General features: G+C 63.4%; 16 protein-coding genes. 1 reads left to right on the plus strand and 15 read right to left on the minus strand.

The features are described from left to right. Positions 1 to 219: 219 nt before the first annotated feature. From P5205_10015 to P5205_10085, 15 genes are all read right to left on the minus strand, one after another. The gene (locus P5205_10015) at positions 220 to 1,740 is read right to left on the minus strand and encodes an N-acyl-D-glucosamine 2-epimerase (protein ID HSA10690.1); all 1,521 of its coding nucleotides are present in this window, start codon (positions 1,738 to 1,740) and stop codon (positions 220 to 222) included. 215 nt (positions 1,741 to 1,955) lie between these two features. After that, positions 1,956 to 3,155 carry a hypothetical protein gene (locus P5205_10020; GenBank protein ID HSA10691.1) on the minus strand — a complete coding sequence of 400 codons (1,200 nt, stop codon included), beginning with the start codon at positions 3,153 to 3,155 and terminating at the stop codon, positions 1,956 to 1,958. A 23-nt stretch (positions 3,156 to 3,178) separates the two neighbouring features. Continuing rightward, on the minus strand, positions 3,179 to 5,311 hold the full coding sequence (locus P5205_10025; protein ID HSA10692.1) for a hypothetical protein: 2,133 nt from the start codon (positions 5,309 to 5,311) through the stop codon (positions 3,179 to 3,181). A gap of 433 nt (positions 5,312 to 5,744) precedes the next feature. Next, entirely contained in the window at positions 5,745 to 6,971 is a 1,227-nt protein-coding gene (locus P5205_10030) for a metallophosphoesterase family protein (protein ID HSA10693.1), read from the minus strand. Then, positions 6,955 to 7,701: a YjjG family noncanonical pyrimidine nucleotidase gene (locus tag P5205_10035; protein ID HSA10694.1), complete on the minus strand. Its 747-nt coding sequence runs from the start codon at positions 7,699 to 7,701 to the stop codon at positions 6,955 to 6,957. The genes P5205_10030 and P5205_10035 overlap by 17 nt, the downstream gene beginning before the upstream one ends. 144 nt (positions 7,702 to 7,845) lie before the next feature. Then, entirely contained in the window at positions 7,846 to 9,267 is a 1,422-nt protein-coding gene (lpdA, locus tag P5205_10040) for a dihydrolipoyl dehydrogenase (protein ID HSA10695.1), read from the minus strand. 2 nt (positions 9,268 to 9,269) lie between these two features. Beyond that, positions 9,270 to 10,514: a hypothetical protein gene (locus P5205_10045; GenBank protein ID HSA10696.1), complete on the minus strand. Its 1,245-nt coding sequence runs from the start codon at positions 10,512 to 10,514 to the stop codon at positions 9,270 to 9,272. 6 nt (positions 10,515 to 10,520) lie between these two features. Beyond that, on the minus strand, positions 10,521 to 11,870 hold the full coding sequence (locus P5205_10050; GenBank protein ID HSA10697.1) for a dihydrolipoamide acetyltransferase family protein: 1,350 nt from the start codon (positions 11,868 to 11,870) through the stop codon (positions 10,521 to 10,523). A gap of 8 nt (positions 11,871 to 11,878) precedes the next feature. Then, complete coding sequence (locus tag P5205_10055) at positions 11,879 to 14,179, minus strand: dehydrogenase E1 component subunit alpha/beta (protein ID HSA10698.1); 2,301 nt, start codon at positions 14,177 to 14,179, stop codon at positions 11,879 to 11,881. 18 nt (positions 14,180 to 14,197) lie between these two features. Continuing rightward, on the minus strand, positions 14,198 to 14,977 hold the full coding sequence (locus P5205_10060) for a DeoR/GlpR family DNA-binding transcription regulator (protein ID HSA10699.1): 780 nt from the start codon (positions 14,975 to 14,977) through the stop codon (positions 14,198 to 14,200). 166 nt (positions 14,978 to 15,143) lie between these two features. Then, entirely contained in the window at positions 15,144 to 15,839 is a 696-nt protein-coding gene (locus P5205_10065) for an SDR family oxidoreductase (GenBank protein HSA10700.1), read from the minus strand. Further along, a complete protein-coding gene (locus P5205_10070; GenBank protein HSA10701.1) occupies positions 15,836 to 16,591 on the minus strand; it encodes a class II aldolase/adducin family protein in 756 nt (251 codons plus the stop codon). Before P5205_10070 ends, P5205_10065 begins: the two co-directional genes overlap by 4 nt. A 60-nt stretch (positions 16,592 to 16,651) precedes the next feature. Beyond that, entirely contained in the window at positions 16,652 to 17,467 is an 816-nt protein-coding gene (locus P5205_10075) for an SDR family oxidoreductase (GenBank protein HSA10702.1), read from the minus strand. Position 17,468: 1 nt separating this feature from the next. Then, on the minus strand, positions 17,469 to 19,088 hold the full coding sequence (locus P5205_10080) for an alcohol dehydrogenase catalytic domain-containing protein (protein HSA10703.1): 1,620 nt from the start codon (positions 19,086 to 19,088) through the stop codon (positions 17,469 to 17,471). A gap of 6 nt (positions 19,089 to 19,094) precedes the next feature. Next, the gene (locus P5205_10085) at positions 19,095 to 20,390 is read right to left on the minus strand and encodes a hypothetical protein (protein HSA10704.1); all 1,296 of its coding nucleotides are present in this window, start codon (positions 20,388 to 20,390) and stop codon (positions 19,095 to 19,097) included. A gap of 639 nt (positions 20,391 to 21,029) precedes the next feature. Here P5205_10085 and P5205_10090 point away from each other — a divergent pair. After that, complete coding sequence (locus P5205_10090) at positions 21,030 to 23,102, plus strand: transketolase (protein ID HSA10705.1); 2,073 nt, start codon at positions 21,030 to 21,032, stop codon at positions 23,100 to 23,102. The last annotated feature ends 598 nt before the right edge of the window (positions 23,103 to 23,700 follow it).

The following is a 23,700-nucleotide window of genomic DNA, read 5'->3' on the forward strand; positions in this document are numbered from 1 at the left end:
GCGCGCAGTGCCCGGCTTCGCCGCACATTATCCGGACAGCCCCCGGCTTCCGCAAGCGCAACCAACCCGCCGCGACGCCGGCGGGCGCATCTCAATTTCTTGCAGGGGCGCGGACATGCCTGTCCGCCCAGAGCCCCGCTGACCTCGAAGCGGACAGGAATGTCCGCGCTCCATCCCCACCGTTGCAGGAAAGTGAGATGCGCCGCAACGCCGGAGGAATTACCTCCAGGCAACCGGGAGCGTGACCGGGGACGGCATCGTGACCGCGGGATAACCTTTGAAGAAGCGCCGGGCGGGATCGTCGGCGAGGCCGCGCACGGTTGCCTGGGTCGGACGATCAGTTACCTGAAGGTTCACCAGGTTGCCATCCACCTTTGCGGACAGCACGCGGCCCGGTGTGACTGCATAATTCGTGGAGGCGGCCGCGGTCGCCGCGTTTAGCCGCTTATTGAAGACAAGGGTGATGGTGTTGGTGGCACCTACGGCCCGAACGGGGTGGGGCGGGGCCTCGTAGATGTTCCGGGAGAGGTGATACTCGTACGCGACAACCCCCGCGAACCCGGCGCGGCGCGCTGCTGCCTGGCATTGCGACAGCCACGCAACGCCCCGGCGACATTGCTCGTTCGAGCCGATGTCGGTTTGCACTTGGATGGGCACGCTCGAAACGGCGGCTACGGCCTTCACGAACGGCCGGTATTCCTCGACGTAAGCAGGCGCCAAATCCGCCCGGGTCCAGTCCGGCCAATCCGTTTGGATGACATACAGGTCCGGCCGCACCGTTCGGACCAGCAGCGCGCCGTCAATGCCCTCCCACTCTCTGATCTTCGCGACGCCGTCGGGAACCGCGTCGGCGATGCCCCACACGGCGACGGGCAACCGCGGGAAGTTCAGCCGCACCCCCTCCGCGCCGTTCACAATGTCGTCCAGAAAGGCCGTCACACTCGCGGCGCGGAATTGGATCCACTGCTCATAAAGGTGCGGGTCTTTGCGGTAGTAATCGGCCGCCTCGGCATGGGTGAAGTCGGGCGGGGTCCTGGCGGCGGGGTTCGCCCGCAAAAATGCGGCGCGGCAATGACCACAGAGGCACCCGTAAAGCGGGCTGGCGGGTCCATTGTAGGCGGGCCAGAAGGACTCCATGATTTCAAAGCCGTCGAAGGGAATGCGCTTAAGCGTGGTGACGACCTGCTTCTTCTTCCACCGGCGATACTCCGGATGGTTCAGGCACAGGTACGTGAAGGACCCGGTGGTAGCAGCCCCGTCCTTCAAGCGCATCTTCCAGCGTTCCCACCCGCGGGGCAGGTCGAGCGTGGAATAAACGCCATTGCCGAGGGTGGCATACGACACGTAGAGGCCAGCCGCATGGCAGGCTTCGACAAGATCCGGTTTGGCGGTGCTTTCCCGGACGACAATGTAGCGCGCGCTCTTGTAGCCGTTGGCTTTCAGCTCCTCCGCGATGCTGGCTGCGCTGCGATCGGTGTAGTAGGCGAAGCCGGGATCAACTTGGACGGATTGACTGAAGGGCGCGGTGTCCGCCGCACTTGCCGCAGTGCAGAGCCCCAACGAGGCAACGCCCGCCAGCCGCCGCGCCAGATGCAGGGGGTGCGCCCAGCCTCCTGGCGCCCGGGCGGGGCGGCAGGTGGTTCGAAGGCAGGAGCACGCCCAACGCACTCTGAATGCCCCTCGCACGATGTTCTCGGCCCAGGCGCGCAGGGCCTTGAGTTGACTGCAGGCAAAGGTCACTGGGCGCGCCTCACGATCGGTAGCAACATGTAACTTATGTAACCTTGTAACATTGTAACCCTGTAGCCTATTTACCTCTGCTCCTCTTCCTATCGTCGCTGGCGTCACCGGGGCACGCCGGAGCGCAGACTTCCAGTCGGCTTTGCGTGACGACAGAACCCCGTGGCCCGCTGTTATGTGCGAGCAGGCTAAGCGGACTGGAAGTCCGCGCTCCATCACTGGTAGAAGACGCGGTAGTAGCGCGGGGCGGCGCCGGCGGAAGTGTCGGTCTGGAAAGCGCTGTCACCGGGGGCCGGCTGCGTGCCGACCGGCTGCCACGTACCTGTGGTAAGGTCCGTGCGGCACTGCAACGTGTAGTTCGTTCCCGGAATCGTGTTGGTGTAATAGACGGTGGCCGTGCCGACGGCGCGGGTGATGGAGGTGATTCGTGGGCGGGGCCCGAGAATCAGCAGGCCCCACACCCCATCCGCCACATAGGCGTAGTTCCCGCTCACCGCCACGCCCCAGGCACCCCCGCTGGTGTCGTAGCCGCCCACCCGCTGCGGGTTGGTTGGGTTGCTCACGTCGATCACCTGCAGGCCCGCAACGTCATCCGCTACGCAGGCGTAGTTCCCGCTCACCGCCACACCAAAAGTACTCCCGCTAGTGTCGTAGCCGCCCACCCGCACAGGGTTGCCCGGATTGCTCACCTCGATCACCTGCAAGCCTGCATACCTATCCGCGACGTAGGCGTAGTTGCCGCTCACCGCCACGCCCTGGGCATAGCCGCTGGTATCGTAGCCGCCCACCCGCTGCGGGTTGGCCGGATTCCTCACGTCGATGACCTGCAAGCCCCACCCCCCGTCCGCCACATAGGCGTAGTTCCCGCTCACTACCACGCCGTAAGCAGTCCCGCTGGTGTTGTCGCCGCCCACCCGTTGCGGGTTGGCCGGGCTGCTCACGTCTAGCACCTGCAAGCCCGCCATGTAATCCGCCACGTAGGCGTGGTTCCCGCTCACCGCCACGCCATAGGCAGACCCGCCGGGGTTGTTTGTGCAGCCGCCCACCCGCTGCGGGTAGGCCGGATTACTCACGTCGATCACCTGCAAGCCCGCATAATCATCCGCCACGTACGCGTAGTTCCAACTCACCGCCACTCCAACGGCCCCCCCACTGGTGTCGTAGCCGCCCACCCGCTGCGGGTGGGCCGGATCGCTCACGTCAATCACCTGCAACCCCGAATCCCAGTCCGCCACGTAGGCGTAGTTCCCGCTCACCGCCACCCCCAAGGCAAACCGCTGCGGCCCGCCCGGCCATTGGCCGATCAAGTCCAGGTCCGCAGCGTGCGCCGGCCAAGCCAGCGCCAGGGCCAAGGCCACCAACCCCCAGTCGCACTTGGTTCTCGGGAACAACGCACATTGGTGGAGACCTTTCATGAGCGTTTCCTTTCCAACAGAAGCTACGGCAGGTAGGAGACGCGGTAATAGCGCGGGGCGGCGCCGACCAAGGTGTCGGTCTGGGAAGCGCTGTAACCGCCGGCCGGCTGCGTCCCGACCGGCGCCCAGTTGCCCGTGGTGAGGTTCGTCCGATACTCCAACGTGTAGTTCGTTCCCGGAATCGTGTTGGTGTAATAAACCGTCGCCGTGCCGGCTGCGCGGGTGACGGAGGTGATTCGCGGCGTGCGGGGCCCGAGAATCATCAGGCCCCAGGGTCCATCCGCCACGTAGGTGTAGTTCCCGCTCACCGCCACGCCCCGGGCATACCAGCTGGTGTCGCAGCCGCCCACCCGCTGCGGGTTAGCCGGATTGCTCACGTCGATCACCTGCAAGCCCGCACCGTAATCCGCCACATAGGCGTAGCTCCCGCTCACCGCCACGCTCTGGGCATTCCCGCTGGTATCGTAGCCGCCCACCCGTTGCGGGTTAGCTGGGTTGCTCACGTCTATCACCTGCAAGCCCGCAGTGGAATCCGCCACGTAGGCGTAGTCCCCGCTCACCGCCACGGACAAGGCAGTGCCGCTGGTGTCGTAGCGCCCCACGGGCACGCAGGTTGTCGGATTGCTCACGTCTATCACCCGCAAGCCCGCCCAGTCATCCGCCACGTAGGCATAGTTCCCGCTCACCGCCACGCCCCGGGCATACCCGCTGGTGTCCCAGCCGCCCACCCGCTGCGGGTTGGCCGGGTTGCTCACGTCGATCACCTGCAAGCCCGCACCGTAATCCGCCACGTAGGCGTAGCTCCCGCTCACCGCCAGGCCATGGGCCGCCCCGCTGGTGTTGGAGCCGCCCACCCACTGCGGGTTGGCCGGATTGCTCACGTCTATCACCTGCAGGCCCGCATCGTCATCCGCCACGTAGGCGTAGTTCCCGCTCACTGCCACGCCATGGGCCAAACCGCTGGTGTCGTAACCGCCCACCCGCTGCGGGCTGGCCGGATTGCCCACGTCCATCACCTGCAACCCCGCATCCCAGTCCGCCACGTAGGCGTAGTTCCCGCTCACTGCCAGGCCATAGGCAGTCCCGCTGGTGTAGTAGCCGCCCACTCGCTGCGGGTTGGCCGGATTGCTCACCTCGACCACCTGCAAGCCCGAACCCCCATCCGCCACGTAGGCGTGGTTCCCGCTCACTGCCAGGCCATAGGCAGTCCCGCTGGTGTCGTAGCCCCCCACCCGCTGCGGGTTAGACGGGTCGCTCACGTCTATCACCTGCAAGCCCGCACCCGCATCTGCCACGTAGGCGTAGTTCCCGCTCACCGCCACGCCCCGGACATACCCGCTACTGTCGTAGCCGCCCACTCGCTGCGGCTCGGCCGGATTGCTCACGTCAATCACCTGCAAGCCCGCACCCCCATCCGCCACGTAGGCGTAATTCCCGCTCACCGCCACGCCCTCGGCATCCCCGCTGGTGTCGTAGCCACCCACCCGCTGCGGGTTGGCCGGATTGCTGACGTCGATCACCTGCAAACCGGCAACGTCATCCGCCACGTAGGCGTAGTCCCCGCTCACCGCCACGCCCAAGGCCGACCCGCTGGTGTCGTAGCCACCCACCCGCTGCGGGTTGGCCGGATTGCTCACGTCTATCACTTGGAAGGATCCAACATAGTCGGACGCTGTCCGCCTTTGTCCATCCGCCACGTAGGCGTAGTTCCCGCTCACCGCCACGCTATAGGCATACCCGCTGGTGTCGTAGCCGCCCACCCGCTGGGGGTTGGCCGGATTGCTCACGTCTATCACCTGCAACCCCGCACCACCATCCGCCACGTAGGCATAGTTCCCGCTCGCCGCTACGCTGTAGGCAATCCCGCTGGTGTCGTAGCGACCCACCCGCTGGGGATTGGCCGGATTGCTCACGTCTATCACCTGTAAGCCCGCACCCTCATCCGCCACGTAGGCGTAGCTCCCGCTCACCGCCACGCCATAGACCTGTCCCCGCCACCAGCCCGGCCATTGGCCGATCACGCCCAGGTCCGCGCCCTGTGTCGGCCAGGCCAGCGCCAAGGCCAGTGTCACCAGCCCACACCCGCAGGTGGTTTTTGGGACCAGCAGCCAATGCTTGAGACGTTTCACGAGCGTTTCCTTTCCTTCACGGATCATACCAAAACGGGCTTGCGGTTGCACCCACAGCACACCTTAAACCCTCTTCTGTGAAATCTGTGTCATCTGTGGCCAAAACGTGCCCGCTCCCTCTCAGCACTGCGCGGGTGAGGGCGAATCTGCTTTCCGGCCCACCAGGCATGACGCGAGCTTATCGGCAGCACCGCCCGGATGTCAATAGGTAATTTGTGCCCGCCCGGCACGGCCAGGCCACATGCATCCACGCGCCGCCGGAGCGCGGACATTCCGGTCCGCCCCCCTTGCAGCAGGCCTGCTGTGACGGTGATGCCCCGGTGGCGTCACGGTGATATTGGCGTGATGTTACGGTGAGACCACGGTGGGACTACGGTCAGACTGCGGTGGTATTACGGTCGATTTCAGCCCTTCCGCCCCCGCCCTGTTTAACCCTTTTAACTCATTTGAACCACTTGACTCACCTTCCCCTCCTCAGGATCACCGGCGGCTGCGGCAGCGCCTTGCCCGACAGCTCCGTGGCGCTGACCCGCAGCTCCTGTGCCGTCGCGTCGCAGCGGAGGACCATCTCCGCCCCGCCGGTGATCAGCGGGAACTCCAGCCCGTTCTGTCCCGCCGGCTGAATCGCGTAGCGATGGGTGTGGCCGCAGATCAGCAGGTCCACTTTGCCCCGATTCAGCAGCGGCACCACGTGCTCCTGCAACCAGCGTGGGCGGATGAACTTGTCATTGGGCTCAGAGTTCGGCGGGATGTGCATGACGCAGACCCGGAACGGCGCTGCGCGAAACGCCGGCGCCTCGATCTCCCGCGCCAGCCACTCCACCTCCCGGCGCAGATACGGCTCGAAGTCCACCAGCCCGTAATACTCCTTGTCCCCGTCCGCCTTGTCCTCGCCTCCGTCCAACACGAGGAACATCACCGGCCCCTGCCGCAGCGTGTAGTAATACCGCCCCGACTCCGTCGGGAAATACTCCAGCAGCCGCCGCGCGAAGCTCCCCCGCGTGTCGTGGTTCCCCCGCACATACACCAGCGGAATGCGACTCGCGAATCTCCCCGCGCACGGGGCCGCCACGCACCGATACAACTGCGCCTCGTCCTTCACCGCCTCCACCATGTCCCCGTTCAGGAACACCGCGTCCACCTTGTCCCAGGCCACCGACGCCAGCGACGACGCCAGCAGTTCGACCTTCTCATGCCGGTCGTTCACCACCACGAACGACGTGGACGCCTTGCCCGCGTTGAACGTGGTAAACCCATGCTCCGGACTGACAACGGTCGTGCCATAGGTCACCTTATAAGGCCTGAATTCGCGAATCTCGCGCGAGAGGGCGCGGTAGCGATAGCGCGTGCCTGGCTCCAGGCCGGTGAGCGCCACGTTGTGGACGGTGCCATCGGCATCCACCAGGCCAAGGTGCGCCGGAAAGTTGGTGAGCCAATGCGGTGACAATTCAGGCCGGTATTCGACCCAGGAAACGCACTTGAGGCTGGTCGCCCAGGAGACGGTAATGCCCGTCTCAGAAGGGGCCTGAAGGAATGGCCCGTGGGTGATCGCCAGCTCGGCTTGGTTTTCGGCGCTTGCCAGCCGGCAAGCGGCGACTGTGGCGGCCACAAGGACGGCGCAGATACCAGAGGTCTTCGTGAGTGAAGGGGTCGGGGCCAACTTTGCCGGTTCAGTTTGACGACTCATAGATTAGCCAGTTGTTCAGCTCGCGCAGGGAAGCAATCTCACGGGTGATCTCGCAGTTGGCCGGACGGGGCTTGCGGCCGGGGTTATACCAACAGGCGTCAATGCCATACTGAAGCGCGCCCTGGATGTCCGAGACCCAGCCGTCGCCGATCATCAGCACTTCGCGCTTTCCGGGGTGCCCCAAGCGGGCGAAGGCCTTGTCAAAGAACTCCGGGGCCGGCTTCGCGGCGCCGATCTCCTCCGAGATGATGAGGTCGGAGATGTGGTGGCGGATAGCGGAGCGGGCCAAACGACCGCGCTGAACGACCGTCAGGCCGTTAGTCAGAATGGCTAGCCGATACTTCCTGTGCAGCGCCCCGAGCACCGCTTCCGCGTCCTCGATCAGCTCCGAGCAGTTGGCCAGGCACTCCAGGTAGCCAGCGCTGAGAGCTTCGGGCGAATGCGCTACCCGGATGGTTTCCAGTAACCTCTCGAAGCGGCGGACTTTCACCTCGCCGGGTTTGATTACGCCCATTTCCACGCCCTGCCACAGGGCCCCATTGATCTCCCGGTAAGTTGCCAGGTAGCCGGGCTCGAACGTGACGCCAATCCCTGCCAGGGCCTGTTCGAGCGCCACACGTTCGGCCCGCTCGTAATCGAAGAGCGTTCCGTCAGCGTCAAACAGCAACCAGCGATAAGGCGGCGCCTGGACCTGCGATCCCAGTGGGGCTGTACTGGCTACTGGGTTCATAGTTACTGTCCGAAGTTCGGAACAAGGTTCATGAACCCATTGAACAGCAGAAGCGCCGGTGAAACAAGCCACGAGCGCGGCAGCCGGATGGAATCGCCGATGCCGGTTTGCCGCCGCCAGCCGCAGACCGCCCTCAGGCAGTTCTCAAGGCACCGAGGGCTTGCGTATCGGCGGCGCGTGAATCGCTTCGCCGTGCACCGCGTGGGCGGCCTCCATCCACGCCTCGCTGAATGTCGGGTGAGCGTGGATCGTGCGGCCATGTTCGTGCGCGGTTAGCTCGGCACGGATAGCGGCAGTGGCTTCGGCAATCAGCTCCGTGGCATGCGGGCCGACGGCGGCGGCGCCAAGCAGCTGGCCGGTTGCGGCGTCGGCGATCCACTTCACAAAGCCGGTCGTTTCCCCCACGGCGAGGGCCCGGCCCAACCCGGCAAAGCGGAACTTGCCGGTCTTCACCGCCCGACCCTGCTTCCTGGCATCCGCCTCGCTGAGACCGACCGTGCCCACTTCGGGCGAAGTGAAGATGACATTGGGCACGGCCGTGTCGTGTTTGTGAGGCTTTGCCCTGACAGCGTTTTCGGCAGCGGCGATGCCCTGGGCGGTGGCGTAGTGGGCGAGTTGGATTTTGCCCGTCACGTCGCCGATGGCGAAGATGGTGGGAACGTTCGTGCGGCAGTAGTCGTCCGCCTCAATGAACCCGCGCTCCGTGATTTTCACCCCGGCATTCTCCGGCTTCAACCCATCAGTGACCGGTTTGCGGCCGATAGCGCTCAGGAGCAAGTCAGCCTTCAGCACCTCGTCACCGAAGCTGCCGGTTGCACCACTGGCGTTGGCGGCAATACTTTCGAGCGCTTTGCCGGTGAGGACACGGATGCCGAGGCTCTTCTCCATGTGAGCGCGCACTTCACGCCGCAGATCGGCGTCGAGCAGGAGCAGGATGTCTTCGAGCAACTCGACGATGGTCACCTTCACCCCGAGCATCGCGGCCATGCAGGCGAACTCGCACCCGATGAATCCCCCGCCAAGCACCAGCATGGATTCTGGCAGCCGGGTCAGGTCGAGAAAGCCGCGGCTTTCCACCACGCGCTCGTGCTTCGGGAGAAACGCGGGCATGACCGAGGTGGAGCCGGTGGCAATAATGACCTTTTTGGCTACGAGGATTTTGGGCTCGGCAGCCTGTCCGTTAGAACTGCTTCCAGAAACGGTGATGGTGTTGCGGTCCTTGAAGGAGGCGACGCCGGTGAACTGCCTCACGCCGTTGGCGGCCAGCAGTTGCCTGACGCCGCTCTGAAGCTGGCTGACGACCTTGTTCTTGTGTCCGATCATCACGGCATAATCCACCGACGCGCCTTTGACCGTGATGCCAAGGTTCCCGGCGTGCTTGATGTGGGCAAAGGTATCGGCGGTGGCAATAAGGGCCTTGGTGGGAATGCAGCCCCAGTTCAGGCACGTGCCGCCCAACTGCTCCTTCTCCACAATGGCGACCGACGCGCCCAGTTGAGCGGCGCGGATTGCAGCGGGGTAACCGCCGGGGCCGGCGCCGATGACTACGACATCAAATGTTTCCATAGTTAGCTTCCTTTCGTATCGAGATTTGCCTGAGCTTCGGTGATGAGCTGAATCAAATGGGCCTTCCGGCCGGGCGGCTGATCGGGCACCTGCCATAGCGCGTTGAGCGCGGCGGCTGCGTTGTCCGGCGATGGGAGTGTTTCAAGCGCGGCGGCGGCGCCCAAGGCGAACCGGCGGGGCGTGACGCCCGCATCCAGCGCCAGCCGCATGGTGCCGATCAGGCGGTCATCCCAGGAGAGCTTGCGCGGGGTGTCGCGGATGACGCGCTCGGTGCGGTCGCGAAGATAGGGATTGGTCATTCGCTCAAGCAGATCGTCCGCATAGGCCTGGTAGCCTGCCGGCGTGAATAATGGATCCAAACCCTTGTGCCGGGCAATCAACGCGGCTCCTGATTCATCCAGGAACGCATCCCGCGCGAGCTTCATCAGCGGCGGGTCGCCGGCCGCCTCAGACATGAAGCGGCAACCCTTGCGCGCGGCCAGATAACCCATCAGGGCGTGGACCGCGTTGTGGCCGTAGAGCTTGGCCTCCTCGAACGGGAGCAGATCGGGTTTCTCGATGAACGCTTCGATGCCCCGGCTGAAGCCGGGCAGCCGAATCTGCGTAATCAGGATGCGGTTGAATTCCTCCACCAGGAGCGCGCGGGGAGAACCCTCGACCAGGCAAGCCAGGCCTTCGGCCTGGATTTGCTCCGGCGCCGTAACCACTCCACTCATCTTGCCGATGACTGTGTTCAGAAACTGAACCAGGCGGGGCGCAGCGGCGCGAACAGGTGCATCAAGCCGCTCGTCGCACAGCCGCTGGAGGATTTCCGCGGCGTGATTGTGATTCTCGGCCGTATAGACGATGGCCAGGGGCAGGCTGTTCCGGGCAGCCTTCATTTGGATGGCTTCGGCGATCAGGCTGGCCACCGTCGGCGCACCGCGTTGGTAGAACTCGACGCTTGGCAGGGCGGTAGCGATTTCCGAGGCCCCGGCCAGCGCGTCCACCAATTCCCGCGCATCCGCCGGCACCGCCGGATTGAAGATCTCCACACCCCGCACTTCCTGAACGACAACGCCGCTGCGCGCGGCGATGTTGACGCGGAAACAGCCCCGGGCACGGCGAACCGCCGCGACCACCTCCGGGACGACTTCCGCCACCACCAGCCGCCCGAACTTGCCGGAGCGAAATGCTTCGTAGAGGAAAAGGCCGCCCTGGATGGCCCCGAACCCGAACCCGACAAACGTTCTTGGGATTGCCGCCATGAGCCGTCAGGTCGTCAGCAGCTTCCACAGTTCGAGATTCTCCAGCTTCTGCCTGATCCCGTTGACGAACCGCGCTGCCATGGCCCCGTCAATGATCCGGTGGTCGGACGACAACGTCATTTTCATGATCGAGCGAACCATCACCTTGTCGTCGCGCACGACGGGCGTCTTACGAGTGCTGGACACGGCCAGGATGGCGCTCTCGCCGGGGTTGATGATCGCGGTGAAGTTCTCCACGTCGAGCATGCCCATGTTCGAAATCGTGAAGGTGCTGCCGGTCATCTCATCGGGGGCGAGCTTGCCTGCCCGGGCCTTGTCGGCGAGCTCCTTTGCGCGCGCGTTGAGCTCGGCCAGCGTCAGTTCGTCCGCGTTGCGAATCGCCGGCACGACCAACCCTTGGTCCAGCGAGACCGCCAGGCCGAGGTGCACATGGCTGTTCCAGCGGATGGCCTTGCCGTCTGTCGCGCTGTTTACCTCCGGAAATTCCTTCAGCGTCAGAACGACCGCCTGCGCGATGAAGTCGGTGACCGTGTAGGGGGCGCCCTGCGCCTTGAGTTGGGCCCGGAACTTGACCAGGTCGGTCATGTCCACTTCAACGGTGACGAAGAAGTGCGGGGCCGTCACTACGCTTTGCGAGAGCCGTTGGGCAATGATCTGCCGCATCTTGCTCATCGGCTTTGGCTTCTCCGCCAAGGCGCGCTGCACGTCCGCGACGGTGATCCGGCCCGACTCTGCCGTGCCGTGGATCGCCAGCACATCAAGCTTCTCCTTCGCCGCGAGCTGCTTGGCTGCGGGTGAAATGCGGAGCCGGCGGTAGCCCTTCGCCTCCAGGTAAGCCTTCACGTCCTTCTCCACAACACGGCCGTTGGGACCGGAGCCCGTGATGCGCGACGGGTCAATGACGCAATCGCGCGCCAGGGCCGCGGCGCGGGGGCTGATGCGGAAGAGGGGCGGCGCCAGCGGTTGCGCGATCGGGTGAGGGACCGAGGGAGCGGTGGCGGGCTCCGGCGCGGGAGCGGTGGCGCTTGGAGTCGGCGCGCTGGGGACGGCGCTCCCTGCCGGCTGAGGCCTGGGCGCGGCAATGGGGGCGGGCGCGGTCACTGCGGGGATCGCCTCGCCGGGGCGGCCCAGGAAGCCGACTGTGCTTTGCACCGGCACATTGATCCCCGGTTGCACGACGATCTTCAGTAGCGTGCCCTCCTCGAAGCTCTCCACCTCCATGACCGACTTGTCGGTCTCCACCGTAAAGAGGATATCGCCCTTAGCGACTTTATCGCCCTCCTTCTTGAGCCATTCGACGATGGCACTCTCTTCGGTCATCTGACCGAACTTGGGCATGATAATTGGAGTAGCCATGGGTCACCTCAGAGGATGGCGTTGGCGGCAGCGAGGATGTCATTGACGTTGGGCAGGAACGCCGCTTCAAGAATGTGCGACTGCGGCGCGATGCCGTTCCTGGCGCCCACGCGTTTGACGGGCGCATCGAGGTAGTCAAACGCCTCGTCCTGAATGGTGGAGGCAATCTCGCCCGTATAGCTGCCGATTTGAATGGCCTGGCTGGCGACCACGCAGCGGCCCGTTTTCTGCACTGAACGCAGGACGGTGTCCAGATCCAGCGGCACCAGGCTGCGCAGGTCAATCACCTCGGCGCTGACGCCGCGTTCCGCCTTGAGCTTGTCGGCGGCCTTGAGGCAATCGTGCACCAGCGGTCCCCAGGCGACCAGCGTGATGTCAGTGCCCGGGCGTTTCACGTCCGCGACGCCGAGCGGGACGAGATAATCGCCTTCTGGCACGGGCCCTTTCATGCCGTAGAGCGCCTGCGACTCGACAAACATGACCGGGTTGTTGTCGCGAATCGCCGATTTGAGCATGCCCTTCGCGTCGGCGGGTGTCGCCGGGTAAACCACATACAGCCCGGGAATGTGGCAGAACATGGATTCCAGCGTCTGCGAATGCTGCCCGCCGTAGCCCTTGCCAGCGCCCGCCGAGCAGCGGATCACCAGCGGCACCTCCGTCTGGGCGCCGCTCATATAACGCCATTTCGCAGCCTGGTTGCTGATCTGATCGGACGACATGAGAGCGAAGTCGAAGTACATCAGCTCGACGACGGGCCGCAGCCCGTTCATCGCCGCGCCGCAACCGGTGCCGCAGATGCAGGCCTCGCTGATGGGCGTGTTGAACACGCGGTCGCGCCCGAAGGCTTCGAGCAGACCCTTGGTGACTTTAAATGCCCCGCCGTAATCGGCCACGTCCTCGCCGTAAAACACCACCCGTTTGTCGCGGGCCATCTCCTGCACGAGCGCTTCCTTGAGGGCGTCCTTGTAGGTCAGCTCGCCGTTGACGCGCTTGATCTCGGGCAGCGGCCCGGCCAGCTCTATCTTCGCGAACTCGGGCGGCACGAGCTCGCATTTCGTGTCGGTGTACATGAAGGTCAGCACGTCCTGGGGCAGCGGGTCGGCGGCGGCGGCGGCGCGCTTGGCGGCGCGGGCGTTGCGCTCCACCACGCGCTTTTCTATGGCGGCGATGCCCTTGGCGTCCAGCACGCCGGTTTCGAGCAGTTCGTTCTTGTAGGATTGGATTGCGTCCATGGCTTTCCAGGCCGCCTCCTCTTCCTTCGTGCGATACTCGTTGCGCGGATCGCTGAGCGAGTGACCCCAATACCGGTAGCAGTCCACATCCAGAAACACCGGGCCTTTGCCTTCGCGGCAGAGTTTGGCAGCGCGCTTTACCGCGTCACGGACGGCCAGCACGTTCATGCCATTAACGACCTCCGAGTGCATGTTATTGTTGGCGAACCCGGCTGCGCGTCGTGCCATGCGGTCCACACCCATGACCTCGTCGTCACTGCGATGGGTCATGCCGTAGTGATTGTTGCAGACCAGAAAGACGATCGGCAGACCGCCTTTGCGGCCGTCGGCCAGGTGATTGGTGAACTGGGCCTGCGCGGCAAAGTTGAGCGATTCCAGCACGACGCCGTTGGCATAAGCGCCGTCGCCGGCGAAGCAGCAGACGACATTACCGCGTTCAAGGTAACGATTGGCCAGGGCCGCCCCCGTGGCGATCGGCACGCCGCCGCCCACGATGGCGTTGGCGCCGAGGTGGCCGACGGTGAAGTCCGCGATGTGCATCGAGCCGCCACGGCCACGGCAGTAGCCGTCGTCCTTGCCGAACAGCTCGCAGATGGTGCGGTAGACATGTTCCTCCAGCGCGGCCTGGACCAGGTCCTCGTGGTTCGCGGACGGGCAGTTGGGCGCGCGCTTGCGAAGCTGTTCCTCGCTCATCTGGCGAATGGCGACGGTACCCTTGGCGAGGCTCTCGCCGTGCCCGCGGTGCGTGCTGGTGATGTTGTCGGCCAACTGCAGCGCGCAGCAGGCGCCGGCGGCGGTGCCCTCCTGGCCGACCGAGACATGCGTCGGGCCGCGGTAGTTGAAGTCGCGGATCGGCTCGTAGGCGCCTGACCGGAGCTTGACGATCATCTCTTCCAGCTCCCGGATGACGAGCATATCCTCCAGGATCGCCGCCGCCTCGGCGGGGGTGATCGTTTTGGCCTTAAGCTCGGACGCCAGGTTGGCTTTGTAGCGATAGGCGCGAATCCGGCCGCAGTCAATTTCATACGGCGCGAACTTCGGCCGCGAATCGCTCAGGTAAGTGGGAGACTTCTTCATAAAGTATTTCTTTCTGCTCTAGGCACGCACCAGCTTGATGTTCTTCTTAATGAGTTCTTTCGCAAAGTCTTTGTCTATCTGCTTGTCGGTGATCAGCACGTGGACCTTCTCCCAGTGCCCGGCACTGGCGAAGGACACCTTGCCGGCCTTGCTGCTGTCGGCGAGGACGATGACCTGCCTCGCCTGGTCCTTGACCAGCCGCTTGGTGAAGGCCTCGCTCGGGTCGGTCGTCGTCAGACCTTCATTCAGCGCGAAGCCGATCGTCCCCATGAACGCTTTGTCCAGGTGCAATTCATGCAGCACCGGCCCGGTCAAAGGGCCCACCATCGTCTGGCTCAGCCGCCGCAACTCGCCGCCGATGACGATCAGCCGCGGGCCGCGCCCCGCCAGTTCGTGGGCGGCATACAGCGAATTAGTCACCACCGTCAGATTCGTTCGGTCCCGCAGCAGTCGCGCCAATTCCAGCACCGTGCTGCCGCCGTCCAGGTAAATCGTGTCGCCCGGCTCAATGAACCGCAGCGCGGCCTCGGCGATGCGCCGCTTCTCGCGGACCGCCAGCGACGTCTTGTCGGCGAACACCGGCTCGTCCAGCCGGCTCTCCACGCTGACCGCGCCGCCGTGCACCCGCCGGATGGCACCGCCGCGCTCCAACTGGTCGAGATCACGGCGCACCGTGGCCGGCGACACCTTGAGCCGGCGGCACAGGTCCTCGACGCGGATCACGCCGCTATCACGGATCAGCGCGCGGAGGTGGTCCCACCGCTGCGGCGCCAACGCTTTCTGGTCTGAATCGGCCATGGCTCAGTCTGATCGAATATGAGCGATTATAGCGTTAATGTGGTTGAAAGCAATCATAATATTGCATCCCTGCGACGAGCGACAATTAACCCCTCCTCGGGAGCGGAGGGGGAAGCGAGCGAAGCGTTGTTCAAGGCCGGCAGAGCCGGTCCGTCCTTCGGCTGCTTCAGCTTGGGGGCTTCGGGTCGAACCGGCGGATGATCACCTCGGCCAGGTCAATGTTCCCGGGTTGATGCAGGAGAAAGAGAACCATTTCGGCGACGTCTTCAGGATTGATCTTTGGCTGGCCTTCGAGGCGTTCGCCGAGGCGGGTGCCTTTGATGAAGTCGGTGTCCACGCCGCCGGGGCAAAGTGTGTGCACATGGATATTGTGGGGCTTGACCTCCACCGCCAGGCTGCGCCCGAAGCCAAGCAGACCGTGTTTGCTCGCGCAATAAGCGGATTGCTGGGGATACCCCTGTGTGCTCGCGGTGCTGGCAATGTTGATGATCCGTCCCTGGCGGCGGGCAATCATGCCCGGCAACACCTCCCGCGTCAGGAGGAACGGCGCCGTGAGGTTGACGCGCTGGACGCGTTCCCAGTCCGCCAATTGGATATCGGGCACCTGCTTCTCCAGGAAAGTTCCGGCGTTGTTGATGAGAAAGTCCACCGTGCCGAGCCGTGCGACCAGTTCGCGAGCCGCCGATGGGATTTCCTCCAGTTCCGCCAGGTCACACGCGACGAATTCTCCAGCAACATCGGGCTTGGAGCGTGAAAGCAGGCCGAGCCGAACCCCTTCCCGGGCGAGAGCCCTGGCGATGGCCAGGCCGATGCCGCGGCTGGCGCCGGTGATGATGGCGATCATGCCGCGCAGTGGGATCACATCTTCAACGCGCGCTGCCGATAGGCTTCGTCCGGCCGGCCGGCGATTCGCTGGACATGCTGCTCGGTAAAGAAGACCGGGCCGCCCATCGCCGCCGCGCCCGCAAAGACTTTGGCGGCCTTCTCGGCGATCAACATAGCGGCGAGGACCGATTGCCAGCTTGCGCCCAGGGTGATGACGCCGTGGTTCTGCATCAGGATGACCCGCGGCTGGCGCTGGTGTTTCTTGATGAATGCTTCGGTCTGGCGGCGAATGGCCTGGGCCAGCTTCAAGCCGGGATCAGTGTAAGGCACGAGCACCGAGGCGATGTTGCAGCAGACGATCTCGTCCGGGAACATCCGGTGCTCCGCGAAATCCCGCGCGCGGGGCGAGCAAAGGATCTGCAAGGCCGCTGTAGGATGGCCGTGGCCGACGAACTTGATGCCGGGCAGCGAAAGCAGCCAGGCGTGGAACACCGCTTCCACGGAAGGCTTCTTTGCCTTCTGATCCACGCGAGCCGCCATCAGGGCATCCTCAATCTGCTGGTCGGTGAGGCTCTCCTTGTCCAACAACGGCAGCAGCGCCGCCAGGCGGCACTCAACGACATCCTCCGTTTTCAGGGTGCCAAGGCAGGTGCCGCTGGCTTTGACGGCGAAAGTGTCGTCGCCAACCCGCGCGGAGGTGTTGCCCTCACCGAGGATGGCCAGACCGCGGTCCTCGCGGCCAATTTCACGGGAGAGGGTTAGCAAGTCCTGAGTAATGGGAGTTGGCATATATTCTAAAAGGCAACCAGTGAGTTAAATGAGTTGCAAGGGTTACAAGAAGTAAAGGGGTTAGTTCATCTCCTGGCCCCCCGTCACGCTCAGGGAGACGCCGGTGATATAGGAGGATTGGTCGGACGCGAGGAACACGACTGCGTTGCAGACATCATCGTAGCTGCAGCCGCGCCTCATTGGCACCTGGCTGACATAGGCACGACGGACGTCCTCCACGCTCTCGGCACCGGGAACCTTGCCAGCACGCAGGTACTGAACGAACAGGCCGTTATCCGGATGGGTCCACAGTGGTGAGTCCAGCAGGTTGCCGGGGCAAATGGCATTGCAACGGATGTTGAAGGGCGCCATTTCCAGTGCGACGCTCTGGGTGTGGCCGACGCTGCCAAACTTACTTGCCGCGTAGGCGGAGTTGGCCGCGCTGCCCTTCTTGCCGGACTTGGAGTTGATGTTGATGATAGCCCCGCCCCCCTGCCCTTTCATGACGCGGCAGGCATGCTTGGTGACGAGGAAATAGCCGAAGAGATTCACATTCATGACCGCCCGCCACTTCTCAGCATTGGCCTCGGCGATCGGCTCGGCGATCAGGATCGCCGCGTTGGCGACGACAATGTCCACCCGGCCAAACTCCTGCGCGGCACGGTCAAACAGCGCCCTCACGTCGGCTTCCTGCGTCACGTCCACTTTCATGCCGAGGACGCGCTGGCCGGTTTCTTTGGCAATGGCGGCAGCGGTGGCATCGGCTCCGGTTTCATTGACATCAGCGATGAGCACTTGGCAACCTTCGCGGGCGAGCCGTTGGGAGATAGCCTGGCCCAGCCCCTGGGCTCCGCCAGTGACAATAGCTGACTTGTTGTCGAGGTGCTTAGCCATCATCTCAAGTCTTGGGAGGTTGACTTACCAGCGCATCTTCTGCCTGTTTGTTCCAGCAGCCTTCCTGCAGAGGAAGCTTGTCAGCAAGCTCCGTCAACAATGTCACTTTCAGGCCATGGCATGACGGATAGACGAGGATCTTGCCCGGCACCAGATTTTTCTCCACCGCCCGGATGCCGTCTATTGCGCCGTCCAACCCGGACACGGCGGCGACCGAGAGGTTGGTGTCGAGCTGGCGCGCCAGCACCTTGGCCAGCACCAGCTTCATATCGTCGAGCGTCGAACCGCTGGTGCCAATGAAGTAGAGCTGCTTGGCGATATAGGCATCCAGGTCCAGCTCCGCGGTAACATTGGCCGGGATGCCGGCGAAGATGTTGATGATTGCGCGCTCAGCAGCCGACAACACAGCTTGCACCACCAGCGCCGGCACGGGTGCCATGAGGACGATGTAGTTGAACTGCTCAGCGAGCTTCTCCTTGGTCGGATTGTAGGTGCGAAGCGAGACGTTGTGCTTCCGGGCCAGCGACGCGGCCAGTTTCCGCAGCATCAGCAGGCGCTCATCGCTCAGGTCCCCGGCGAAGACCGTCACCCCGGGCACGCCCTGGCAAATGTCGCGAATGACATGCATCGTGCCCATAGGCCCGGCGGCACCAATGATGTTGATCTTGTCGCCGGCGCGGATCTCGCCAGAGGCGGGGATGAGGCTCATTGCCTCGGCCGGGTCTGAACCAGTCGTGCCGATGAGGCGAATGGCGCCGTAGTGCACACGGCCGACCTGCGACACCACCGGCCGGCCGAACTTGCCGCCGCACTGGACGATGTTGAAGAGGCCCCGCACCCCGACCTTCGGAAAGAGCCGGGCAACCGTCTCCGCGTTGGCCCCAAAATAGACCACGTCGTCAAAGCTGGCGTCTTTGAGGTCGCCGATCTCAGCCGCGGTTTTCCATGCGATGTCGGACGGTTTGCCGTAACGCGCAAAGAGGTTGTCCAACTGCTTCGGCGCGACCTTGGTTTCGCCCACGACCAGCATCTTGCCGTCGCTCTTCAGCTTCTGCCGTTGTTTGTCCACGTAAGCGTCCTCGACGCATGCCCACGGCTCGCACAACGCCAGGGCCGAAGCGGCGAACTCTTCGGGCACAGGAATGAGCATGGACTCGCCGTTGGGGGCGGTGACTACTCGCTCGTCCATCAGGACGTACTCCTGGAGCGCGCCCTCGAAATTGTAGCCGAAAGCGGAGACCGAGTTGACCGTCGGCAGCCAGCGGTAATCGGTTTGGACCAGGTAGCGGCCGCCGACCTTGTGGCGGGTCACCCCGGGGCCGACCTGCACGATGCGAACCACCGTTTCGTGGCCTGGCACAGTCGGCTTGGTATCGGGCACGTAGTTCGGCATCTCCGCCAGCGTCTGCGGATCAATGCCGCTGGCCACTGGGGATTTGCGCGCGTGGCCGGAGAATTGTTTGAGCAGCTTCAGGTCGGAGAAGCACAAGCCGACGACCTCGACCCGCCCCAGCACCTGATGCGGGCCGGGCGCGGTAACGGGTTTTGACTCGTTAAGCCGCAACTGGTCCGGTCCGACCAGTTGCACAGCTCGCTGTTTCTGTGGAACACTCGTATTTGCCATAATTCTTCAGTTAGCTCTTGCCAAAATCTGGTCTGGGGTGGCTTCAGCGGTCAGACCGCTCAGCCGATCTTCGCGCGCCGGCCGCAGCTCGCGTCCCAGGCGCTCAAAGTAATCGTTCTTTGCCGCAACAGTAGTAAAAGTCTTCCGGGCCCACGGACTCAAGTAGCCAAGCCCGCCCTGCCGCTGCAGAACCGAATGCGCGTAGATAATGTGCGCGCCCCGCAGAAACGTCGGCACCAGTGGCGCGAGTTCCATCGTCCCGAAGGAATCCACGAACTTGTTGCCCGGTGAGTTCATTTCCGTGCCGACGACAATTGGGAAATGGTGGTGTTCCGCCATCTCGACCACGTCATAGAGGTTTTTGAGCTTTTGATCCTTCACGCCCGGCGTGTAGTTGCGGTCGGGAATAATGTTCAAAACTGCCGCACCGGAAGCGATGGCCGTGGCAAACAGTTCTTCGAGGCTCTTTTCGCCTTCGGTGGTGCCGTCCAGCCATGTCAGTGCAGGAATTGCCCCCGCATCCAGGACAAAGTGGTTCATGTCGGCCATCAATGGGAATGAGCCCTTGCCGGGCTGCACGTAACCGACGCCGCCTTTCTTCATCGTCCTGGCGCGAATCAGGTTCTGGAGCTTCGCGCCAGGAGGCGGGGCGTCGCCGAGTTTTTCCCGCCAGAACGCGGCGCGGCGCTCCATATCCGGGAACACCTGCGCGGCCTTGCGTTCAAAAGCCTCGCAAAGATGGCGCTCCGTGGCATTGCCCTTGGGCGTGAGCGGCACGACATCCTTTTCGTAGTCGAGTTCGACGGGCCGCATATAGACGTTCACCCGGCCGAGCATATCGCGCGTGCGTTGCGCGGCCGCCGCGCGCATCGCGGCCAGGAACGGGTGCTCGACTGCTCTGGCGAATCCCACCCCCATGTGATAGGCAATACCTGGCTCGCCTGGTGAATTGATGACACGGGTCGCGAATTCCGGCACGAACACGCGTGATTCCAGGCTCACACAAGTCTTAAGGTCCAAGAGTCGTCCAGCCTCGATAAATTCCTCCAAGGCATCAAGCACGTCGAAATCCACCACCCCCGCCACCCGCAATCCCGCCTTGCGCGCCAGCCAGGCATACTTCGACGGCGAATAGCCGTAGGCATTGTAGGAAAAGCACGTGTGCGCATGGAGGTTCACATCCGTGCCCGGCGCGGGCAGCGTGATCTTGCCCGCCTCAAACTCCCGCCACAGCGCCAACAACGCCTGCCTGCGCTCCGCCGGATTGCGGCTATCGAGCTGTTCTTCGAGTAACTCTGTCATGCCGGAGGCCCTTCAAACCGCATCGCCCAAGGGCGAGTAGACACTTCCTTCAAGCCACACCCTGGGATGGGTCTGGCTCAAACTAGCCTTTCGTTGACGCCGTTCGTTGACGACGCGGAGGAACGCTCTCATGAAGGTCGCGATACTAAGGGCGATCGGATCAAAATCAATCGCAAAAGCACCGGCGACCTGCGCCTGTTTCACACACGGACAAACCGCATCTTGTTGAGCCCACGCCAACAACTGAGATGTATGCCGTCAATCCTGGGTCTTTAGTGGCGCAATCCCTTAACACGGCCCCCTGTTCCTGGACCGCCTGGCCGCCCCGGTGCGGCAACGCTGTGACCCCCGTTATACCCCGGTGTGGTTCCCATGGGGGCCGACCCCCATGGGAACCACACCGGGGTCCCGCCGGATTTACACCGTCCAAACGCCGTTGCCGGCTTGGGGGCGGGCAGCTTGGTGAAGGCAGGGCAGTCGTCTGCACGCCGCTTCGATCCGCGCAGGGGATCGCAGCGTGCAAAAGTCTGGCTTGCCTCTTTCACTGCTGAGTGAGTCGGCTTCGCAACGCGTTAGCGATGCAGGCATCAATTGCTCTTGATAATTAGCTTTGGAAACAAATAATCCTCGCCCAACATCATGCACAATACAGTCACCAATCGAGCCGCCGACAATATCCGCATCCTATCCGCCGCCATGGTCGAAAAGGCCAAGTCCGGGCATCCGGGCGGGGCGATGGGCGGGGCCGATTTCATCAACATCCTGTTCACTGAATTCCTGCGCTACGATCCCTCAGATCCGACCTGGCACATGCGGGACCGGTTCTTCCTGGATCCGGGGCACATGTCGCCGATGCTCTACTCGGTGCTGGCGCTCAGCGGCAACTACACGCTCGATGAATTGAAGAACTTCCGGCAGTGGGGCAGCCCCACCCCCGGTCACCCCGAGTTGGAAGTCGGCCGCGGCGTGGAGAACACCTCCGGCCCGCTGGGCCAAGGCCACGCCAGTGCCGTCGGCGCCGCGATTGCCGAGCGGTTCCTGTGCGCGCGGTTTGGCGAATGGATGTCCCACAAGACCTTTGCCTTCATTTCCGACGGAGGAATCCAGGAAGAAATCTCGCAGGGCGCGGGCCGCATCGCCGGGTTCCTCGGCCTGAGCAACCTGATCATGTTCTTCGATTCCAACGACATCCAGCTCTCCACCAGCACCGACGCCGTTACCCATGAGGATACCGCCAAGAAGTATGAAGCCTGGGGCTGGCGCGTGACCACCATTGACGGCAATAATCCGGACCAGATTCGCGCCGCGCTGAATTGGGCGATCGCGGAAAAGGAGAAGCCCAGCCTGATCATCGGCAAGACCATCATGGGCAAGGGCGCGGTCAAGGCCGATGCCAGCAGCTTCGAGCGCCAGTGCGCCACGCACGGGATGCCACTGGGGGAAGCGGGCGCCTCATTTGAGAAGACGATCGCCAATCTGGGCGGCGATCCAGCGGCACCGTTCGCCATATTTCCTGAGGTAGCTGAACTCTACCAGCAGGCCAAAGCGCAAAAGGCGGCCGAAGCTAAGGCGCGCAAAGGAAAACAGCAGGAATGGGCCAAAGCCAATCCGGACCTGGCCAGGAAACTCGATCTCTTCCTGTCGGGCAAGTTGCCGCCCTTGGACTTCGAGGAAATCACCCACAAACCCGACATCGCTACCCGCGCCGCTTCGGGCTCGGTGCTGGGCTGGCTGGCCAGGAAAGTGGAAAACCTGATTGTTGCATCGGCGGATCTATCCAACAGCGACAAGACGGACGGCTTCTTGAAGCAGACCAGGCAGTTTACCAAGGGCGACTTCGGCGGGGCCTTCCTGCAGGCCGGGGTCAGCGAGTTGACGATGGCCGCGCTCTGCAACGGCATGGCGCTGCATGGAGGCGTCGTGGCTGCGTGTGGCACGTTCTTCGCGTTCAGCGACTACATGAAGCCCGCGGTTCGCCTGTCGGCGTTGATGGGGCTGCCGGTGAAGTTCATTTGGACCCACGACGCGTTCCGCGTGGGCGAGGACGGACCCACACATCAACCGGTGGAACAGGAAGCGCAAATCCGCCTGCTGGAACACCTCAAGAACCATAAGGGCCAAATGAGCCTCATGGCCCTGCGCCCGGCCGATGCAGCCGAAACGTCAGTGGCCTGGAAGATGGCGCTGGAGAACACCGGGACGCCCACGGCCTTGATCCTTTCCCGCCAGAACATCAAAGACGTGCCCGCCAAGGCGGGGTCCACTCGTTACCGGGATGCGTTGCAGGCAGGCAGGGGCGCCTACATTGCGCTCGACTGCAATGGAGTCCCGGATGTCGTGCTCGTCGCCAGCGGATCGGAAGTATCCACACTTATCGGCGGTGCTGAACAACTCACGGCGAAGAACGGTCTTAAGGTGCGCGTGGTATCGGTTATTTCGGAAGGCCTGTTCCGCCAGCAATCGCCGGAATACCAGTCGAGCGTGCTTCCGCCGCATTTGCCGACCTTTGGCCTAACCGCCGGTCTGCCTGTTACGCTGTTGGGCCTGGTCGGCCCCCGAGGCAGGACCTGGGGTCTTGATACCTTTGGATACTCTGCCCCCGCCAAGGTGCTCGATGAGAAGCTGGGCTTTACTCCCGCCAACGTCTGCACCCAGGTCGTGAAATATTTGGCCGACTATCAGAAAAGCGGGATTACTCCTGCGCTACCCTGACAGACTGTGCGGAGTCGCCTTGGCGTTACCGCGGGGTGAGCACCCCGAATTGAACTCGACACGCCAACCAATACAAGAAGCATGCCAACGGAAATCGATTCGGCGCTGGAACAGCTTCTCACCTACGAACGCCTCTCAAGCGAGGGAAAACTCGGCTACTGTCCGACTGAACATCCCAACAGCTTGCCCGCCTCGTACTGCTTTCCCGGTCAACGCAAGGGCGTGGTCTTGCGAGTCTGTTTCACCTCAGCACGCCCGGTTCGCTTTCGGTCAGGGATGCGACCATTCCAGCTGAACGCAACTTCAGCGACGCCAGCCTCTACATCCTGCTTTTCAACAGCAAAAATACGCTGATTTTACAGGGGTGCAAGCACTATTTTGCCCTGCACGTCATTTATCTTTTCCGACACGGGGGTTGCTCGGTTGTTACTCGGGCGTTGAAACTTTCGTTGAAGGTTTCGTTGAAGCCCTTCGATTGGGGGTTGGGAGTTGAGACGCGGCGAGCTGGGCTTCCGCCGGGGCTCGGTTCTCGGTAGAGCGGGAGGAGATGATCTTCCTGACCAACAACCTGGACTGGAGTGCGCAAACCATCGCCGAC

This window comes from Candidatus Paceibacterota bacterium, from assembly GCA_035452965.1.
GTDB lineage: Bacteria > Verrucomicrobiota > Verrucomicrobiia > Limisphaerales > UBA8199 > UBA8199.

Bases quoted from the DNA above. Each gene is read 5' to 3' on its own strand.
- P5205_10075 (HSA10702.1), bottom strand. From the start codon at position 17,467: ATGATGGCTAAGCACCTCGACAACAAGTCAGCTATTGTCACTGGCGGA.
- P5205_10035 (HSA10694.1), bottom strand. From the start codon at position 7,701: ATGAACCCAGTAGCCAGTACAGCCCCACTGGGATCGCAGGTCCAGGCG.
- P5205_10025 (HSA10692.1), bottom strand. From the start codon at position 5,311: ATGATCCGTGAAGGAAAGGAAACGCTCGTGAAACGTCTCAAGCATTGG.
- P5205_10090 (HSA10705.1), top strand. From the start codon at position 21,030: ATGCACAATACAGTCACCAATCGAGCCGCCGACAATATCCGCATCCTA.
- P5205_10060 (HSA10699.1), bottom strand. From the start codon at position 14,977: ATGGCCGATTCAGACCAGAAAGCGTTGGCGCCGCAGCGGTGGGACCAC.
- P5205_10080 (HSA10703.1), bottom strand. From the start codon at position 19,088: ATGGCAAATACGAGTGTTCCACAGAAACAGCGAGCTGTGCAACTGGTC.
- P5205_10050 (HSA10697.1), bottom strand. From the start codon at position 11,870: ATGGCTACTCCAATTATCATGCCCAAGTTCGGTCAGATGACCGAAGAG.
- P5205_10085 (HSA10704.1), bottom strand. From the start codon at position 20,390: ATGACAGAGTTACTCGAAGAACAGCTCGATAGCCGCAATCCGGCGGAG.
- P5205_10020 (HSA10691.1), bottom strand. From the start codon at position 3,155: ATGAAAGGTCTCCACCAATGTGCGTTGTTCCCGAGAACCAAGTGCGAC.
- P5205_10070 (HSA10701.1), bottom strand. From the start codon at position 16,591: ATGCCAACTCCCATTACTCAGGACTTGCTAACCCTCTCCCGTGAAATT.
- P5205_10055 (HSA10698.1), bottom strand. From the start codon at position 14,179: ATGAAGAAGTCTCCCACTTACCTGAGCGATTCGCGGCCGAAGTTCGCG.
- P5205_10030 (HSA10693.1), bottom strand. From the start codon at position 6,971: ATGAGTCGTCAAACTGAACCGGCAAAGTTGGCCCCGACCCCTTCACTC.
- lpdA (HSA10695.1), bottom strand. From the start codon at position 9,267: ATGGAAACATTTGATGTCGTAGTCATCGGCGCCGGCCCCGGCGGTTAC.
- P5205_10045 (HSA10696.1), bottom strand. From the start codon at position 10,514: ATGGCGGCAATCCCAAGAACGTTTGTCGGGTTCGGGTTCGGGGCCATC.